General features: G+C 62.5%; 16 protein-coding genes, 1 pseudogene and 1 riboswitch. Of the genes and pseudogenes, 13 read left to right on the top strand and 4 right to left on the bottom strand.

Annotated elements, in window-relative coordinates; genetic code table 11:
• The 7 genes and pseudogenes from Q8O69_RS07680 to Q8O69_RS07710 all read left to right on the top strand — a co-directional run.
• Window positions 1-177 (top strand): annotated as a pseudogene (locus Q8O69_RS07680) (F0F1 ATP synthase subunit beta); the annotation flags it as partial.
• Between the two features lie 81 nt (window positions 178-258).
• The gene (locus tag Q8O69_RS07685; RefSeq protein ID WP_090254171.1) at window positions 259-684 is read left to right on the top strand and encodes a F0F1 ATP synthase subunit epsilon; all 426 of its coding nucleotides are present in this window, start codon (window positions 259-261) and stop codon (window positions 682-684) included.
• A 141-nt stretch (window positions 685-825) separates the two neighbouring features.
• Window positions 826-2,184, top strand: coding sequence for a bifunctional UDP-N-acetylglucosamine diphosphorylase/glucosamine-1-phosphate N-acetyltransferase GlmU (gene glmU, locus Q8O69_RS07690; RefSeq protein WP_305590956.1), 1,359 nt, complete (start codon window positions 826-828; stop codon window positions 2,182-2,184).
• Window positions 2,185-2,339: 155 nt separating this feature from the next.
• Complete coding sequence (locus Q8O69_RS07695) at window positions 2,340-3,107, top strand: DeoR/GlpR family DNA-binding transcription regulator (protein ID WP_305590958.1); 768 nt, start codon at window positions 2,340-2,342, stop codon at window positions 3,105-3,107.
• Between the two features lie 10 nt (window positions 3,108-3,117).
• Window positions 3,118-4,968: a glutamine--fructose-6-phosphate transaminase (isomerizing) gene (glmS, locus tag Q8O69_RS07700; RefSeq protein ID WP_305590960.1), complete on the top strand. Its 1,851-nt coding sequence runs from the start codon at window positions 3,118-3,120 to the stop codon at window positions 4,966-4,968.
• A gap of 14 nt (window positions 4,969-4,982) precedes the next feature.
• On the top strand, window positions 4,983-5,213 hold the full coding sequence (locus Q8O69_RS07705; protein ID WP_275960039.1) for a hypothetical protein: 231 nt from the start codon (window positions 4,983-4,985) through the stop codon (window positions 5,211-5,213).
• A 25-nt stretch (window positions 5,214-5,238) separates the two neighbouring features.
• A complete protein-coding gene (locus Q8O69_RS07710) occupies window positions 5,239-6,000 on the top strand; it encodes a YoaK family protein (protein ID WP_167145880.1) in 762 nt (253 codons plus the stop codon).
• A 21-nt stretch (window positions 6,001-6,021) separates the two neighbouring features.
• Here the strand turns inward: Q8O69_RS07710 and cobM are convergent, their stop codons facing one another.
• Both cobM and Q8O69_RS07720 read right to left on the bottom strand, forming a co-directional pair.
• Window positions 6,022-6,777, bottom strand: a complete 756-nt coding sequence (cobM, locus tag Q8O69_RS07715; RefSeq protein WP_305590962.1) for a precorrin-4 C(11)-methyltransferase — start codon at window positions 6,775-6,777, stop codon at window positions 6,022-6,024.
• Window positions 6,774-7,217 (bottom strand): cobalamin biosynthesis protein, encoded by a 444-nt coding sequence (locus tag Q8O69_RS07720; RefSeq protein WP_305590964.1) that lies wholly within the window; start codon window positions 7,215-7,217, stop codon window positions 6,774-6,776. The genes cobM and Q8O69_RS07720 overlap by 4 nt, the downstream gene beginning before the upstream one ends.
• Window positions 7,218-7,303: 86 nt before the next feature.
• Window positions 7,304-7,501: riboswitch (cobalamin riboswitch) on the top strand.
• 100 nt (window positions 7,502-7,601) lie between these two features.
• Here Q8O69_RS07720 and cobW point away from each other — a divergent pair.
• The 6 genes from cobW (at window position 7,602) to cobF (ending at window position 15,348) form a co-directional block, all read left to right on the top strand.
• Window positions 7,602-8,657 (top strand): cobalamin biosynthesis protein CobW, encoded by a 1,056-nt coding sequence (gene cobW / locus Q8O69_RS07725; protein WP_305590966.1) that lies wholly within the window; start codon window positions 7,602-7,604, stop codon window positions 8,655-8,657.
• 6 nt (window positions 8,658-8,663) lie between these two features.
• Window positions 8,664-12,398: a cobaltochelatase subunit CobN gene (gene cobN, locus Q8O69_RS07730; protein ID WP_305590968.1), complete on the top strand. Its 3,735-nt coding sequence runs from the start codon at window positions 8,664-8,666 to the stop codon at window positions 12,396-12,398.
• Window positions 12,395-12,697, top strand: a complete 303-nt coding sequence (locus Q8O69_RS07735; protein ID WP_305590970.1) for a hypothetical protein — start codon at window positions 12,395-12,397, stop codon at window positions 12,695-12,697. The genes cobN and Q8O69_RS07735 overlap by 4 nt, the downstream gene beginning before the upstream one ends.
• Window positions 12,698-12,728: 31 nt before the next feature.
• Window positions 12,729-13,742 (top strand): ATP-binding protein, encoded by a 1,014-nt coding sequence (locus tag Q8O69_RS07740; protein ID WP_305590972.1) that lies wholly within the window; start codon window positions 12,729-12,731, stop codon window positions 13,740-13,742.
• Between the two features lie 236 nt (window positions 13,743-13,978).
• Entirely contained in the window at window positions 13,979-14,575 is a 597-nt protein-coding gene (locus Q8O69_RS07745; RefSeq protein WP_371136071.1) for a VWA domain-containing protein, read from the top strand.
• On the top strand, window positions 14,572-15,348 hold the full coding sequence (cobF, locus tag Q8O69_RS07750; RefSeq protein ID WP_305590976.1) for a precorrin-6A synthase (deacetylating): 777 nt from the start codon (window positions 14,572-14,574) through the stop codon (window positions 15,346-15,348). Before Q8O69_RS07745 ends, cobF begins: the two co-directional genes overlap by 4 nt.
• Here cobF and Q8O69_RS07755 read toward each other — a convergent pair.
• A complete protein-coding gene (locus Q8O69_RS07755; RefSeq protein ID WP_305590978.1) occupies window positions 15,338-16,234 on the bottom strand; it encodes a nucleotidyl transferase AbiEii/AbiGii toxin family protein in 897 nt (298 codons plus the stop codon). The two genes, cobF and Q8O69_RS07755, sit on opposite strands and share 11 nt — an antisense overlap.
• The gene (abiEi, locus tag Q8O69_RS07760) at window positions 16,221-16,790 is read right to left on the bottom strand and encodes a type IV toxin-antitoxin system AbiEi family antitoxin (RefSeq protein WP_305590980.1); all 570 of its coding nucleotides are present in this window, start codon (window positions 16,788-16,790) and stop codon (window positions 16,221-16,223) included. The genes Q8O69_RS07755 and abiEi overlap by 14 nt, the downstream gene beginning before the upstream one ends.
• Window positions 16,791-16,842: the final 52 nt, after the last annotated feature.

Raw genomic sequence — 16,842 nt, forward strand, 5'->3', positions numbered from 1 at the left:
CAGCCGTTCTTCGTGGCCGAAGTCTTCACCGGTTCGCCAGGCAAGTACGTTTCCCTGAAGGACACCATTGCCGGCTTCAGCGGCATTCTGAAAGGTGACTACGATCACTTGCCAGAGCAGGCGTTCTACATGGTTGGCAGCATCGAAGAAGCTGTTGAGAAAGCGAAGAAACTGTAATCACCCGTGCGCCCGGCAACGGGCGCTTACGGTCTGTTTATCCGCAGTAGTGTGTAAGCAGATCGATACGTGAGGTTAGACATGGCTATGACAGTCCATTGCGACATCGTCAGCGCAGAAGGCGAGATCTTCTCCGGTCTGGTCGAGATGGTGATTGCGCACGGCAACCTGGGTGATATCGGTATCGCTCCAGGCCACGCGCCGCTGATCACCGACCTCAAACCGGGTCCGATTCGTCTGGTCAAGCTGGGTGGCGAAACCGAGGTGTTCTACATCTCTGGTGGCTTCCTCGAAGTTCAGCCGAGTGTGGTGAAAGTTCTCGCCGATACCGTGCAGCGTGCTGCCGATATCGATGAAGCTGCTGCTCAGGAAGCCCTCCGGGCTGCCGAGAATGCCTTGAATGAGAAGGGCGCGGAGTTCGATTACGGTTCCGCAGCCGCTCACCTGGCCGAGGTCGCGGCTCAGCTGCGTACCGTTCAGCAGTTGCGCAAGAAGTTCGGCGGTTAATTCCGACGCTTCATCGCAAACGAGTAAAAGGGTAGCCTTGGCTACCCTTTTTCTTTGCCTGTCATTTAGCAGGTAGCCCGGATGCAATCCGGGACGATCACCCCGGATTGCATCCGGGCTACTCAATAGGATCTGCCCTCCATGTCGCTCGATATCGTTATCCTCGCCGCCGGCCAAGGCACCCGCATGCGTTCTGCCTTGCCGAAAGTTCTGCACCCGGTTGCCGGCAAAGCCATGCTTGGCCATGTGATCGACACCGCCCGCCTGCTGAAACCGCAAGGCATTCATGTGGTAATCGGCCATGGCGCGGAACTAGTGCGCGAGCAACTGGCGGCGGATGACCTGAATTTCGTGCTGCAGAACGAGCAGCTCGGCACCGGTCATGCCGTGGCTCAAGCGCTGCCGGCGTTGAGCGCAGAGCGTGTGCTGATTCTTTATGGCGACGTGCCGTTGATCGAACTGGAAACCCTGCAGCGTCTGCTGTTGAAAGTTAGCGAGCAGCAGTTGGGGTTGCTCACGGTCAACCTGAAAGACCCAACTGGCTACGGCCGCATCGTGCGCGATGAGCAGGGCGTGGTGAAAGCCATCGTCGAGCACAAGGACGCCAGCACCGAGCAGCGCCTGATCAGTGAAGGCAACACCGGCATCCTCGCCGTCCCAGGGAAAAAACTCGGTGATTGGCTCGGTCGTCTGTCCAACAGCAACGCTCAGGGTGAGTACTACCTGACGGACGTGATCGCCATGGCCGTGGCCGACGGCCTGGTAGTCGCCACCGAGCAGGCGACTGACGAGATGGAAGTGCTGGGCGCCAACGACCGTATCCAGCTTTCGCAGCTGGAGCGCCACTATCAGTACCGCGCCGCGCGTCGTTTGATGCTGCAGGGCGTGACCTTGATCGACCCGGCGCGTTTTGATCTGCGCGGCGAAGTCACGGTAGGCCGTGATGTGTCTATCGATATCAACGTGATCCTCGAAGGCCAGGTGGTGATCGAAGACGGTGTACAGATCGGCCCGAACTGCGTGATCAAAAACTCGATCCTGCGTAAAGGTGCCATCATCAAAGCCAACAGCCATCTGGAAGGGGCCGAAATGGGTGAGGGTGCCGATTGCGGCCCGTTCGCGCGTCTGCGTCCGGGTTCCGTGCTGGGCGCCAAAGCCCATGTGGGTAACTTCGTCGAGCTGAAAAACGCCAAGCTGGGTGAGGGCGCCAAGGCCGGGCACCTGTCTTACCTGGGCGATGCCGAGATCGGTGCGCGCAGCAATATCGGCGCCGGCACCATCACCTGCAATTACGACGGCGCCAACAAGTTCAAGACCGTACTGGGTGAGGACGTGTTTATCGGCTCCAACAGCGCCCTGGTGGCTCCGGTGACGCTGGGCGACCGTGCCACTACCGGTGCCGGTTCGGTAATCACCAGTGACGTGCCTGATAACACCCTGGCGGTCGGCCGCGCCAAGCAGCGCAATATCGAAGGCTGGAAGCGCCCGACCAAGAAGTGAAGCCGGGTAGGGCGGACATGGCGCAGCCTTGTCCGCCGTCACCGCGCACTTGGTGGACAAGCTTTCGGCATGTCCACCCTACGTCGATTGCTACTTGACGAAAAACTTCGATTAGGTTTTGATTCGTGCCATTATCTTTCGAATCGAAACTTAGCATGTCGAAACGCAACACTCCGCAACGTCGCCACACCATTCTTGCCCTGCTCGCCGAGCAAGGCGAGGTGAGTGTGGATGAGTTGTCGAAAGCCTTCGCCACCTCCGAAGTGACCATTCGCAAAGACCTCGCCGCACTGGAAAAAAGTGGTTTGCTGCTGCGTCGTTACGGCGGTGCGGTGCCCATGCCGCAGGAGCTGATCAGCGATATCCAGCCGATCTCCCAGTACAAGCAGGCCATCGCCCGCGCCGGGGTGGCGCGCATTCGCGAACATGCGCGGATCATTATCGACAGCGGCACCACCACCGCGGCGATGATCCCGCAGCTTGGCCACAAGCCAGGCCTGGTGGTGATGACCAACTCGCTGAATGTGGCCCGCGCCATCAGCGAGCTGGAGCATGAGCCGGTGCTGCTGATGACCGGCGGCACCTGGGATCCGCATTCCGAGTCTTTCCAGGGTCAGGTCGCCGAACAGGTTTTGCGCTCTTACGACTTCGACCAGCTGTTTATTGGTGCCGATGGCATCGACCTGAACCGTGGCACCACCACCTTCAACGAATTGCTCGGGCTTAGCCGGGTAATGGCGGATGTAGCCCGCGAAGTGGTGGTGATGGTCGAGAGCGACAAGATCGGCCGCAAGATTCCCAACCTGGAGCTGCCCTGGAGCGGCATCCATACCCTGATAACCGACGAACGCCTCAGCCCTGAGGCCCGTGAACAATTGACCGAGCGCGGCATCAAGCTGATCTGCGCGACTGTTGAAGCTTAAGGAGAAGACTATGTGTGGAATCGTAGGCGCAGTCGCCGAACGTAATATCACTGCCGTGCTGGTTGAAGGCCTCAAGCGCCTGGAATACCGCGGTTACGACAGCGCCGGTGTGGCGTTGCTGACGGATAAAGGTGACCTCGACCGTCGCCGCCGCGTGGGCAAGGTCAGCGAGCTGGAAAGCGCGCTGAGCGCCGAACCGCTGGCCGGCCGTCTCGGCATCGCTCACACCCGTTGGGCTACCCACGGTGCTCCGAGCGAGCGCAATGCCCACCCGCACTTCTCCAGCCATGATCTGGCGGTGGTGCACAACGGCATTATCGAGAACCACGAAGAACTTCGTGCCCAGCTCAAGGCCCTGGGTTACGTGTTCAGCTCCGATACCGACACCGAAGTGATCGTGCACCTGCTCGACCACAAGCTGAAAACCCAGCCGGACCTGACCGCAGCGTTGAAAGAAGCGGTCAAGGAACTGCACGGCGCCTACGGCCTGGCGGTGATCAGCGCCAAGCAGCCGGATCGCCTGCTCGCCGCCCGCAGCGGGAGCCCGCTGGTGATCGGCCTGGGCCTGGGCGAGAACTTCCTTGCCTCCGACCAGCTGGCTCTGCGTCAGGTCACCGACCGCTTTATGTACCTGGAAGAAGGCGATATCGCCGAGATTCAGCGTGAAAGCGTGCAGATCTGGAGCGTCGACGGTCAGCCGGTAGAGCGTGAGAGCGTGCAATACCACGAGGGTGCGGAAGCTGCGGACAAGGGAGAGTACCGTCACTTTATGCTCAAGGAAATCCATGAGCAGCCCAAGGTCGTGCAGCGCACCCTGGAAGGCCGTCTGGGCACAGACCACGTGCTGGTTCAGGCCTTCGGCCCGCAGGCTGCCGAGCTGTTCGCCAAGGTGCGCAACGTGCAGATCGTCGCCTGCGGCACCAGTTACCACGCCGGGATGGTTGCCCGTTACTGGCTGGAAGGCCTGGCCGGTATCCCTTGCCAGATCGAAGTGGCCAGCGAGTTCCGCTACCGCAAGGTGGTGGTGCAGCCGGACACCCTGTTTGTCAGCATCTCCCAGTCCGGCGAAACTGCCGACACCCTGGCCGCGCTGCGCAATGCCAAGGAGCATGCGCCTGGCCAGGGCGGCTACCTGGCCAGCCTGGCCATCTGCAACGTCGGCATCAGCTCCCTGGTGCGTGAATCCGATTTGACCCTGCTGACCCAGGCCGGCCCGGAAATCGGTGTGGCTTCGACCAAAGCCTTCACCACCCAGCTGGTCGCGCTGATGCTGCTGACCCTGTCCCTCGGCCAGGTGCGTGGCACCCTGGATAAAGGTTTGGAAGCCGAGCTGGTCGACGAACTGCGTCGCCTGCCAACCCGTCTGGGCGAAGCCCTGGCCATGGACAGCGTGGTCGAGAAAGTCTCCGAGCTGTTCGCCGAGAAGCACCACAGCCTGTTTCTCGGCCGTGGCGCGCAGTACCCGGTGGCGATGGAAGGTGCGCTCAAGCTCAAGGAAATTTCCTATATCCACGCCGAAGCCTACCCGGCTGGCGAGCTCAAGCACGGCCCGTTGGCGCTGGTGGACAGCGATATGCCGGTGGTCACCGTGGCGCCGAACAACGAGCTGCTGGAAAAGCTCAAATCCAACCTGCAGGAAGTGCGCGCCCGCGGCGGTGAGCTGGTGGTGTTTGCCGACGAGCAGGCCGGCATGAGCAATGGCGAGGGCACCCACGTGGTGAACATGCCGCATATCCACGACGCCCTGGCACCGATCCTCTACACCATCCCACTGCAGCTGCTGTCCTACTACGTCGCCGTGCTCAAGGGCACTGACGTCGACCAGCCACGCAATCTGGCCAAGAGCGTAACGGTTGAGTAAGCAGAGGCTGGCCGATGCGGCGTGAAGATATAAAGAGCAAGCAAGCCCAGGGCGTGCTCTTTGATACCCATATCATCGCCAACCCGGCCAATACCCGGGAATGGATCGTGCTGTTGAAGAAAGGCGCGGGCACCAGCTTCTTTCTGGTCGATGACCAGGAGCAGGTGGAGTCCTTCGCCGATCTCAATGGTCTGATCGAAGAGCTGCGCCTACTCGGCATCAAGGGCGCAGAGATTCATCTCTAAGCCCTGCCGTTCACCCGAGGCACTTATGCCTATTCGCTATGCGAGAAGCCTGACCGGACGGACGCGCAGTGTCGCAGCCAATCGGCATCTGGGTTTTGCCCTGGCTTTCGTTGCAGGAGCGATCAATGCCGGCGGCTTTCTTGCCGTGCAGCAATACACCTCGCATATGACCGGCATTGTCTCTGCCATGGCGGACAATATTGCTCTGGGTGCCTATGGCCTGGTGTGGAGTGGTCTCGGCGGCGTGCTGTCGTTTCTCCTGGGTGCAGCCTGCTCGACGGTGATGATCAATTACTCACGGCGGCGCCAGCTGCACAGCGAATACGCCCTGCCGTTGCTGCTCGAAGCCGCGCTGCTGCTGTGCTTTGGCTTTCTTGGCGCGTCGCTGGCGCAGATTACCGGCCTGTTCGTGCCGCTGACGGTGATGCTGCTGTGTTTCATCATGGGCCTGCAGAACGCCCTGATTACCAAACTCTCCAGGGCGGAAATCCGCACCACCCATATCACCGGAATCATCACCGACATCGGTATCGAGCTAGGCAAGCTGTTCTATTGGAATCGCACGCGTGGCCCTGATATCGCTCGGGTGATGGCCGACCGCCAACGTCTGCGGGTGCTCAGCCTGTTGGCGTTGTACTTCTTCCTCGGCGGGGTGATCGGCGCACTGGGTTTTAACCACCTGGGTTATATCGCCACCGTGCCGCTGGCCTTGCTGCTGGTGTTATTGGCCAGTGTGCCGGCGCTGGATGATCTGCTGCTGCTCACACGGCGCGTATTGCGTCGATAAGCTTGGCCGACTGCCCGCTGCTTAGTCTTCTGCAGACCTGAACAGGTGGCGATGCTCGGCGTTGTACAGCGCCGAGTCGGCGAACTGTTCGGCGTGCAGCACGCGCCCGACGAGGATCAGCGCGGTGCGGCGAAAGCCCTTGGCGCGCACCTGTTCCTCGATGGTGGCGAGGGTGCCGCTGACCCAATCCTGATCCGGCCAGCTGGCGCGATGGACCACGGCAATCGGGCAGTCCGCGCCGTAATGCGGCAGCAGCTCAGTGACGATCTTGTTCAGATGCACTACGCCCAGGTGAATGGCCATGGTCGCGCCGTGGCGGGCCAGGTCGCCCAGCGCCTCGCCCTCGGGCATGTTCGACTTGCTCGCGTAGCGCGTGAGAATCAGCGTCTGCGATACCTCGGGCAGGGTCAGCTCGCTTTCCAGCAGGGCGGCGCAGGCCGCAGTGGCGGTCACCCCAGGAATGATCTCAAAGGCAATGCCCAGCCGGCGCAGGTGGCGGATCTGCTCGCCAATCGCGCCATACAGCGACGGGTCGCCGGAGTGCACGCGGGCCACATCCTGGCCTTTATCGTGGGCCTGGCGGATCAGCTCGATGATTTCATCCAGATGCAGCTCGGCGGTGTTGATCACCTGCTCGGCGCTGTGACCTTCTAGCACCGCTTCCGGCACTAGCGAGCCGGCATAGAGAATCACCGGGCAGCTACGCAGCAGGCGCTGGCCTTTGACGGTGATCAGCTCGGGGTCGCCGGGGCCGGCGCCGATAAAGTAAACGGTCATGACACATCCTTGGGTGCAATCGACGCCAGGGCGCAGGTGGCGCTGGCGTTACGGGTTTTCTCGCCGAGCAGACGGGCAGTATTGCCGCCCATGCGTTCGGCCAAGGCCAGGGCGCAGGGTTCGGCGATGGCCGGGCTGCCGGTAGCGGCCAGGGCAAGTGGCGAGCCTTGCACACCTTGCTGATAGGGCAGCAGTTCTTCGGCGCTAAAGCAGCTCAACTGCAAACCGAGGCGTTCGGCCAATGCCAGCAGACCCGGCTCGTCGCGTTTATGCGCGATGCTGGCCAGCCCCGTCAGGTTATCCACAGTCAGACCATGCGCCTGCAGGCTGTGAACCAGCAATGTGGATAAATCTTCAACGCTGCAGCCACTGCGGCAGCCCAGTCCGGCGACCACCTGAACGGCGACAGCGGGGTGGCGAGGGGCGTTGCTGGGGATCATCTGCGGCGCTCAGTGTGTGCGGCCGCGTAGCTCAACATGGCGGCCGGCAGTGGTCAACCGCGATTGACCGGCCGCCATGGCCTGCGTAGCCTTGTCGCGTTCGAGGTTCTTCGTGGGCATGCCCATGAAGCTAAGAGGGAACAAGGTTAATGCCTTGGCTGCCCCCGCAACTGTGAACGGTCCAAAGCCCTTCGATACACCACTGCCGTACGGCGGGAAGGTAGGAGGGTGGCGCAACGCGCAGACCGTGAGCCAGGAGACCTGCCTCGTCACGCTTTTCGACAACCGGGCGGGGTGATCCGGTGGTGTTGGCTGACGCCCCGTGGCTGTCATGTCTGTGCCGCCTCCTGCTCGTCTTTCTTTCGACGTCATGCAGGACTCGCCATGCAAACCCTCGCCAAACTCCCCGTTACCATCGTTACCGGCTTTCTCGGCGCCGGCAAAACCACCCTGCTGCGGCACATGCTCGGCCACGCCGACGGGCGACGCATCGCAGTGATCGTCAACGAGTTCGGCGAGCTGGGCATCGACGGCGAAATCCTCAAGCAGTGCTCCATCGGTTGCAGCGAAGAAGAAGCCAACGGCCGCATCTTCGAACTGGCCAACGGCTGCCTGTGCTGCACCGTGCAGGAAGAATTCTTCCCGGTGATGCGCGAGCTGGTGGCACGCCGTGGTGAGCTCGACCATATCCTCATTGAAACCTCCGGCCTGGCTCTGCCCAAGCCTTTGGTGCAGGCCTTTAACTGGCCGGAAATCCGCAACGCCTGCACGGTGGACGCGGTAATCACCGTGGTCGACAGCCCGGCCGTGGCCGCCGGCACCTTTGCCGCCTTCCCCGATCAGGTTGATGCGCAGCGCAAGCTCGACCCCAATCTCGATCACGAATCGCCGCTGCACGAGCTGTTCGCCGATCAGCTGGCCAGCGCTGACCTGGTGATCCTCAACAAGGCCGATCTGCTCGACGCCGCCGCCCTGGCTGCGGTGCGTGCGGAAGTGGCCGAGGAGCTGCCGCCCGCAGTGAAAATCATCGAAGCCCATGGAGGCGAGCTGCCGCTGGACGTGCTGCTGGGCCTGAATTGCGAGACCGAGATTCATATCGAGGGCCGCAAGACTCACCATGATCTGGAAGGCCATGAAGACCACGATCACGACGAATTCGCCTCGTTCCACGTCGAGCTGCCCGAGGCCGAGGAAGCCCGTCTGCTGCAAGCGCTGAAGGATGCGGTCAGCAAACACGGCATTCTGCGCATCAAGGGTTTTGCGGCGATTCCCGGCAAGCCGATGCGCCTCTTGCTGCAAGGCGTTGGTCAGCGTTTCGACAAACACTTCGACCGCGCCTGGCAGGCCGATGAGCCGCGCATCACCCGCTTGGTGGTGATTGGCCAGACGTTGGATCAAGCCGCTATCGAAGCCGAGCTGCAAGCAGCGCTGGCAGGCTAAGCCCGCATGCATTTGCTGCGCACCCAGCCCGGCAGCCAGCTGCCGGTCGACAGCATTGCCGACCTTGGCCAGACCCCGGCCGAGCTGGTGATCCTCTGCACCGGCGATTCGCACCTGTCGTTGCTGGCCGAAGTGGCGCGGCAGTTGCCGGCGGATTACCCCAGCCTGCGCCTGGCCAGCCCGGCGCAGCTGAGCAATCACGCCTCGGTGGATCTCTACGTCGAGCAGGTGCTGCAGCACGCCAAGGTCATCCTGATTTCCGTGCACGGCGGCGTCAGCTATTGGCGCTACGGCATCGAGCGGTTGGTCGAACTGGCCGAGCGCGGTGCGCAGGTGATTATGGTGCCGGGTTGCGACAACCCTGATCCGGAGCTGATGGCCTTGAGCAACGTGCCGCTGGCTGACGCCGAGCGGCTTTGGCAGTTCCTGCGCCAGGGCGGTGCGGGCAATGCGTTGCAGCTGCTTAACTGCATCGCCAGCCAGTGGCTGCAGCGTGACTATGCCTGGGGCGACCCGCAGCCGTTGCCGCGCGTGGGCCTGTATCACCCGCTACTGGCTAACCCGAGCCTGGCCGATTGGCAAGCCAGCTGGCAGGCCGGTGCGCCGGTGGCGGCGCTGCTGTTCTACCGCACCCAGGTGCAGGCGGCGAATACCGGGTTTATCGATGTGTTCTGCCAGCGCTTGCAGGCCCAGGGCCTTAATCCGCTGCCGATTGCCGTGGCCAGCCTTAAGGAAGCGGCCTGCCTGGCCCAAGTCGAGGACTGGCTGGACGAAGCCGATGCCCGCCTGATTATCAACACCACTGCCTTCGCCCTGTCTAACCCGGAAGCGCCGAGCGCTCGACCTTTCCGTCGTGATATTCCGGTGCTGCAAGCCATTTGTTCGTTGGATAACCATGCACAGTGGCAGGCCAATGCTCAGGGTCTGGGCTCGCGCGACCTGGCCATGCATATCGTGCTGCCCGAACTGGACGGCCGGCTGATCACTCAGCCGATCAGTTTTAAGGGTCTGGCCTGGCGCAGCGAGCGCAGCCAGAGTGATGTGGTCTGTTACCAGCCCCACCTGCCGGGGATGGATTTCGTCGCTGAGTTGGCGCGTAACTGGATTGCCCTGGCGCACAAAAGTAACGCCGATAAGCGCATTGCTCTGATCCTCGCCAACTACCCGACCCGCGACGGCCGTATCGGCAATGGCGTCGGCCTGGACACCCCGGCGGCGGCGCTAAATATCCTGCGAGCGCTCGAACAGCAGGGATATCCGGTGGAAGGCTTGCCCGATAGCGGCACCGCATTGATCCACCAGCTGCTCGGCGGCGTGACCAATGATCTGGACATGCTCGACGCACGGCCCTGCGCCCAGAGTCTGGCGTTGAACGACTATCTGGAGTTCTTCAATAGTTTGCCTGCAGCCAACCAGCAGGCAGTGCGCGAGCGTTGGGGCGAGCCGCAGAGCGATCCGATGTTCCGCGGCGGTCGGCTGATGATCGCCGGCCTGCGCTTTGGTTTGACCTTTGTCGGCATCCAGCCGGCGCGCGGTTATCAGCTGGACGCGGCAGCGGTGTATCACGACCCCGACCTGGTGCCGCCGCACGGCTACCTGGCGTTCTACTGCTGGCTGCGCCGGGCCTTTGCGTGTGACGCGGTGATCCATGTCGGCAAGCACGGCAATCTGGAATGGCTGCCGGGCAAGAGCGTCGGTCTTTCCGAGCAGTGCTGGCCGAGCGCGATTCTCGGCCCGTTGCCGAATATCTACCCGTTTATCGTCAACGACCCGGGCGAGGGCGCCCAGGCCAAGCGCCGCACTCAGGCGGTGATTATCGATCACCTGATGCCGCCGCTGACCCGCGCCGAAAGCTACGGCCCGTTGCGCGATCTGGAGCGCCTGGCTGACGAATATTACGAAGCCAGCCAGCTCGACCTGCGCCGCGCCGCCGAGCTGCGCGGCGAGATTCTGCTCAAGGTGCGCGAGGCCAGCCTCGACCGCGAGCTGGGCCTGCAACTGAATGCAGACCCCAATAGCTGGCTGCCGCAGCTGGACGCCTACCTGTGCGACCTCAAGGAATCGCAGATCCGCGATGGCCTGCACGTATTCGGCGAATCACCGGCCGGCACCCTGCGCCGCGATACCCTGCTGGCGCTGCTGCGAATTCCCCGTGGCGACGGCCAGGGCGGCAATGCCAGCCTGTTGCGCGCCCTGGCCCGTGATCTGGAGTTGGATTTCGATCCCCTCGACTGCGATATGGCCGCGCCCTGGCAGGGCCCGCGCCCGGCCGTGTTGGCAGAGCTGAGCGATGACAGCTGGCGCAGCGCGGGCGATACCCGTGAACGCTTGGAGCTGCTGGCCTTGCAGTTGATTAGCGCGGCGGATTTTGAATCCGTTGGTGCGGAAAGCACCCAGGTGCTGCAACGCCTGCGTGAGCAGATCGCACCGCTGCTGGACGCCTGTGGCGATGCAGAAATGCATGGTCTGCTCACGGCGTTGAACGGGCGTTTTGTCCCTGCCGGGCCGAGTGGCGCGCCGAGTCGTGGTCGCCTGGATGTGCTGCCTACCGGGCGCAATTTCTATAGCGTCGATGTGCGCAATTTGCCGACTCCGACGGCCTGGCGTATCGGCGTGCAGGCGGCGGATCGGTTGCTTGAGCGGCATCTGCAGGACCACGGCGACCATCTGCGTCAGCTCGGCCTGTCGATGTGGGGCACCGCGACCATGCGCACCGGCGGCGACGATATGGCTCAGGCCCTGGCGCTGATGGGCGTGCGCCCGGTGTGGCAGGCCGGCAGCCAGCGTGTCGAGCGTTTCGAGGTGCTGCCGCTGGCACAACTCGGCCGCCCGCGGGTGGACGTGACCCTGCGGGTGTCCGGTTTTTTTCGCGATGCCTTTAGCAACTTGATTCGTCTGTTCGATGACGCGGTGCAGGCGGTGGTTGATCTCGATGAGCCGGAAGATATGAATCCGCTATCGGCGCGGGTCTGGCGTGAATCTCTGACCCTGCAGGACAGCGGCCTGGATGAAGTCGAGGCGCGCAAGCAGGCCGGCTGGCGGGTGTTCGGCTCCAAGCCGGGGGCCTATGGCGCGGGTGTGCAGAACGCCATCGAAGAACGCCTGTGGCAAACCCGTGAGGACCTCGCCGAGGTCTACCTGAATTGGGGCGGCTACGCCTACGGCACCCACAGCGAAGGCACGCCGGCCCGCGCTCAGTTCGCCGAGCGCCTGGAGCAGATGCAGGCGGTGCTGCACAACCAGGACAACCGTGAGCACGACATCCTCGATTCCAATGACTACTACCAGTTTCAGGGTGGCATGCTCGCGGCCGTGGAAACCCTGCGTGGGGCCAAGGTGGCCAGTTATCACGGCGACAATAGCCAGCCCGATACGCCGCGTATTCGCACCCTCAAGGAAGAACTGAATCGTGTGGTGCGCGCCCGCGCGGCCAATCCCAAGTGGATCGAGGGCATGAAGCGCCACGGCTACAAGGGCGCGTTCGAGCTGGCGGCAACCATCGACTACCTGTTCGCCTTCGATGCCACCAGCGAACTGGTCGACGACCATCAGTACGCACTGCTCACCGATGCTTATCTGCTCGACAAAAGTACCCGCGACTTTATCCAGCAGCACAACCCCGCTGCCCTGCAGGACATCCTCGAACGCCTGCTCGAAGCCCAGCAACGCGGCCTCTGGCAGCACCCGGGCGAGTACCGCGAAGCCCTGGAAAACCTGCTGATCGATAGCGAGGAAGCATGAGCGAGAGCAAACAGCCTCACCAGCCGGTGTCGCAACGCTTGCGACACCGGCTGGTGAGTTGGTGGCGCAGGCCAGTTACCCGCAAGGAGCGCATCGGCGCCGCCGGTATCGGCCTGTTTGGTGGTTTCTGGCTGGGCCTGCTGGCTGGCCTGGTTCTCGGCCCGTTGCCAACTCCGCTGGTTGACCTGTTTATCTGGGCAGGGCTCGGTGCCTGCGTCGGTGCGGTGCTGGGCGCCATCTGGCCAAAAGTTATTGGCATCGTCTTGCTGCCCTTTGCCGTGTTCGGCATCGGCCAGTGACCCTTCATCTTTTAGCGAAACGGACCCTGCCATGACCGATAGCCACTTCCCCCTCGCCGCCGTGGTCGCTGCCGATGACCTGAAACTGGCGCTGTGCCTGGCGGCCATCGATCCGGCGATTGGCGGTGTGCTGATCGAAGGGCCGCGCGGCATGGCCAAATCGACCCTGGCCCGTGGCCTGGCTGATCTGCTGGCCAGCGGCACCTTTGTCACCCTGCCGCTGGGCGCGAGTGAGGAGCGCATCGTCGGCACCTTGGATCTGGACGCCGCATTGGGTGAGGGCCGCGCGCAGTTTTCCCCCGGCTTGCTGGCCAAGGCCAATGGCGGCGTACTGTATGTGGATGAGGTCAATCTGCTGCCCGATCATCTGGTCGACCTGCTGCTGGATGCCGCCGCCAGCGGGGTCAACCATATCGAGCGCGACGGCATTTCCCATCGGCATGCCGCGCGTTTTGTGCTGATCGGCACCATGAACGCGGAAGAGGGCGAGTTGCGCCCACAACTGCTCGATCGCTTCGGCCTTAACCTAGCCCTGGACGCCCAGCCTCAACCGGCGCAGCGCGCCGAGATCGTCCGTCGCCGGCTGGCCTTTGATGCCGACCCGCAGGCGTTTCTGCAGCGCTGGCAGGCGCAGCAAGATGAACTGCGCGACCGTTGCCAAAGCGCTCGCCTGCGCTTGATGGCTATTCCGCTGGATGACACCGCCTTGGAGCAGATCAGCCAGCGTTGTTTCGCCGCCGCTGTCGATGGCCTGCGCGCCGATCTGGTCTGGCTGCGCGCCGCCCGTGCCCATGCCGCCTGGCGCGGTGCGGAACACATTGAGTCGGCGGATATCGATGCGGTGGCGGATTTCGTGCTGCGTCACCGTCGCCGACATAACCCGCCGCCTGCCGCACAACCGCCACAACCCCAGTCGCAATCTCAGCCCAGCAGCGATAAGCCCAGCGAGCAGCCGCAAGGCGAAGGCCAGTTGGGTGAATTACCTGCCCAGGCGCAAAGCCTTGGCATCCGGCGTGAACCGCCGCGCTGGACAAAAAAGCCCTAGGCATCCGCCCGCGCACAGCCCCAGGCGCGGATGCCCGGGCCGCTCCCGGCTCACTCGGCAATGGTCGCAACGGTGCCAGTCGCAGTGGTGCGGCAGGGCGTATCGACTGGCCGGCAAGCCTGCTTAAGGCCACTTTTAAAAACGTAGGCGAGGAAGTCAGCGCAAGGCAAAAACAGGCGAAAAAGCGGAGTTTACGAGCTGTAAATGAGCATTTTGAGCCTGTTTTTAACGCTGCGATGACAACGCAGGTAGTTTTTAGAGGTGGCCTTAAAGGCCGCCCGCGCAGCCGTCAGGATCTCGTGCTGCGTCCACGCAGCGCCAAGCCGGCGGAACTCTGGCTGGTGATCGTTGATGCTTCGGCTTCGACCCGCCGCCATGGCGCGTTGAGCAAGGCCAAGGGTTTACTCAGTGAAGTGTTCGAGCAGGCGCGCCGGCAACGTGCGCGCCTGGCCGTGCTGCATGCCACCGGCCGCCAGGCGCAATGGCTCTGGCAGGGGCAGAAAGCCTCCCAGGCCTTGCAGCAGTGGCTGGCCGAGTTGGGCGCGGGCGGCGGCACGCCGCTATTTGATGCGTTGCAGCAGGCCGCCGACTGGCAGGCGCGGCGGCAGCGCCTGCACCCGGCCGAGCGTCAGCGCTTGTTGATCATCACCGATGGCCGCCTGCGCGACTGGCCGGCGTTAATCCCGAGCGCCTGCCCGGCGCTGCTGGTGGATATCGAAAGCGCACCGATCCGCCTCGGCCGCGCGCGCCAATTGGCTGTCGAGCTGGGCGCCGACTACCGACATATCGATTCGCTGCCGGTTGTAGCCGGCAGCCTGGAGACCGCTTTATGAAAACCCTGTTGATAATCGGCATCGGCGCCGGCGACCCGGACTACTTGACCGTGCAGGCGATCAACGCCCTCAACCGCACGGATGTGTTTTTTCTGATGGACAAGGGCAGCGCCAAAGACAGCCTGATCGGCCTGCGCAAAACCATTTGCGAGCGCTTTATCCAGGGCCGCGATTACCGCTTTGCCAGCGCCGACTGCCCGGAACGGGTGCGCGATGTGCCGGACTATCGCGGCAGCGTGGTCGACCTGAATCAGGACAAGCAGCAGGTGTTCGAAGGCATGATCCGCGAGCAGATGCGCGACGGTGAAACCGGCGCCTTTCTGGTCTGGGGTGACCCGGCGCTGTACGACAGCACCCTGCGTATCGTCGAGCAGATCGTCGCCAACAGCAGCGAGCAGATCGAGTACGAAGTCATCCCCGGCATCACCAGCCTGCAAGCCCTGGCGGCCAAGCATAAGGTCTGCTTTAACAGCATCGGCCAAGCCTTCCAGATCACCCCAGCGCGCCGCCTGGCCGAGGGCGGCTTCCCTCCAGGCTTGGACAGCGTGCTGGTGATGCTCGACGCTCAGGACAGCTACCAGCGCTTTGTCGACCAGGATATGCAGATCTATTGGGGCGCTTATATCGGCACGCCGGATGAGGTACTGATCGCCGGGCCGTTGAGTGAGGTGGCCGAGACCATCCGCAGCCGCCGCGCCGAGCTGCGCGAGCAGCATGGCTGGATTATGGATAGCTATCTGCTGCGTAGAAGCGACAAGGGGCTTACATCATAAAGTCGTTCGAGTCGGCCTGTGGCTTGAGGCTGCTTTCGGCGCGGCGCATCAACGATGGAATTTCGTTTGTCAGGTAAGCCCAGAACTTATCGTTGTTCAGCGTTTGCGCGACGAGTTGCGCCGGCAAGAAACGCTGCATTTCATTGCGAAAATCCTGCTTTACCTGCGGGTCGTCAGTTAACGCGGCTGAGCGTTGCGCGGCCTTTTGCAGAAAGTCCGGTAGCTCTACCTTGTGATCCCTGAGCTTGTTTGGGATCAACTGCAACGCCGGCTCGATTCTCTGCTGCTTTAGCCACAGCAAGTCCCAGAGATCACGACTTTTGATCCGCCCGCGTCTCAGGGCAAATGCCAAAATCTTGTCCACATAGATCTCCTCAAGCGCCTCCGCGTTGAGGATCAGACCCTGGGTGCCCATATCCACGCCATAGGGGTTGAGCAGCGTTTTCGGTACGCCCATATAGCTTGGGATGGCGCAGACATCGATATGAATGCGCTGAGCCGGCAGGTGCTGCGCACCAGGCCGGGTCTGTACCCGCAGCTTCCAGGTGTCGACGTTGCCCGACTCTTTGCTCGGCTCGCTGACTTCCACATGCAGACCGTATTTCGCCTGCAACTTGCCAATCAGGGTCGATTTCAGCTGGGCCAAGTCATCCCGGTTAAAGTCAGCTCCGCCGGTGAAGTCGAGGTCTTCGCTCAGGCGGTTGGAGCCGTAGCAGGCGCGCAGGCAGGTGCCGCCGATAAAACACAGCTTTTCCAGCAGGCCGGCTTCGCTCAGCGCCAGCATGATGTCGTGGTGCAGCAGTTCCTTTTCCACCACCACGCGCAGGTTGGCCAGCTCGGTATTGTTGCCGATGGCCTGGTCTACCAACTGATCAAACAAACTCATTGGCGATGCTCCAATCGATCAGGTCGAGATTCCTTTTGGCAGCCTTCATATCGCGAATGGCCAGCGCAGGTTTGGCGCGCCACATCCGGCATCTGCTGTCATAGCTGAGCTGATCGGCCAACGCCTCGGCTTGTTGTGTGGTGTGGACAAACTCCAGGGTGCCCCATTGGCCGCAGTTGATCTGGCTGCTGCGCCCCGATGACATCAGGGTGATCCAGTTCATTGGCACCTGCGAGATGATGCCAGCGTCGCTTAACGCGGTTTCCAGGCTGATGTAATTGAACTCATGCGCCCGCAGCCGCGCCGCTGCATGAAACAGCAGCAGACCGGAACTGGGTTTTGCGGGTTTGTAGAAGTAGAGCCCACGGCAAATGCGCTCCAGCTTGCCTTCCTTTGCAGCACGGCTAAGCAGTGTCCGGTAGGCCTGCGCAGAAATATCGGGCACCAGGGCGCGCATATCTGAAGGGGTAAACAGATAGCGCTCAGGGCTCGCCAGCGCGTCCAGGCCTTGATAAAGGCGGCGTATGGGTTGCGCGGCTTCGCGGGGCTGGCTCATCAGGGGCACTCAACAGAAAGTGACGGTAAGTGTAACTTAGTGTTGAGTAAGT

The organism is Pseudomonas sp., from assembly GCF_030690725.1.
GTDB lineage: Bacteria > Pseudomonadota > Gammaproteobacteria > Pseudomonadales > Pseudomonadaceae > Aquipseudomonas.

Excerpts from the sequence above, each read along its gene's own strand:
- Q8O69_RS07685 (WP_090254171.1), top strand. The coding sequence starts at position 259 with ATGGCTATGACAGTCCATTGCGACATCGTCAGCGCAGAAGGCGAGATC.
- glmU (WP_305590956.1), top strand. The coding sequence starts at position 826 with ATGTCGCTCGATATCGTTATCCTCGCCGCCGGCCAAGGCACCCGCATG.
- Q8O69_RS07695 (WP_305590958.1), top strand. The coding sequence starts at position 2,340 with ATGTCGAAACGCAACACTCCGCAACGTCGCCACACCATTCTTGCCCTG.
- glmS (WP_305590960.1), top strand. The coding sequence starts at position 3,118 with ATGTGTGGAATCGTAGGCGCAGTCGCCGAACGTAATATCACTGCCGTG.
- Q8O69_RS07705 (WP_275960039.1), top strand. The coding sequence starts at position 4,983 with ATGCGGCGTGAAGATATAAAGAGCAAGCAAGCCCAGGGCGTGCTCTTT.
- Q8O69_RS07710 (WP_167145880.1), top strand. The coding sequence starts at position 5,239 with ATGCCTATTCGCTATGCGAGAAGCCTGACCGGACGGACGCGCAGTGTC.
- cobM (WP_305590962.1), bottom strand. The coding sequence starts at position 6,777 with ATGACCGTTTACTTTATCGGCGCCGGCCCCGGCGACCCCGAGCTGATC.
- Q8O69_RS07720 (WP_305590964.1), bottom strand. The coding sequence starts at position 7,217 with ATGATCCCCAGCAACGCCCCTCGCCACCCCGCTGTCGCCGTTCAGGTG.
- cobW (WP_305590966.1), top strand. The coding sequence starts at position 7,602 with ATGCAAACCCTCGCCAAACTCCCCGTTACCATCGTTACCGGCTTTCTC.
- cobN (WP_305590968.1), top strand. The coding sequence starts at position 8,664 with ATGCATTTGCTGCGCACCCAGCCCGGCAGCCAGCTGCCGGTCGACAGC.
- Q8O69_RS07735 (WP_305590970.1), top strand. The coding sequence starts at position 12,395 with ATGAGCGAGAGCAAACAGCCTCACCAGCCGGTGTCGCAACGCTTGCGA.
- Q8O69_RS07740 (WP_305590972.1), top strand. The coding sequence starts at position 12,729 with ATGACCGATAGCCACTTCCCCCTCGCCGCCGTGGTCGCTGCCGATGAC.
- Q8O69_RS07745 (WP_371136071.1), top strand. The coding sequence starts at position 13,979 with ATGACAACGCAGGTAGTTTTTAGAGGTGGCCTTAAAGGCCGCCCGCGC.
- cobF (WP_305590976.1), top strand. The coding sequence starts at position 14,572 with ATGAAAACCCTGTTGATAATCGGCATCGGCGCCGGCGACCCGGACTAC.
- Q8O69_RS07755 (WP_305590978.1), bottom strand. The coding sequence starts at position 16,234 with ATGAGTTTGTTTGATCAGTTGGTAGACCAGGCCATCGGCAACAATACC.
- abiEi (WP_305590980.1), bottom strand. The coding sequence starts at position 16,790 with ATGAGCCAGCCCCGCGAAGCCGCGCAACCCATACGCCGCCTTTATCAA.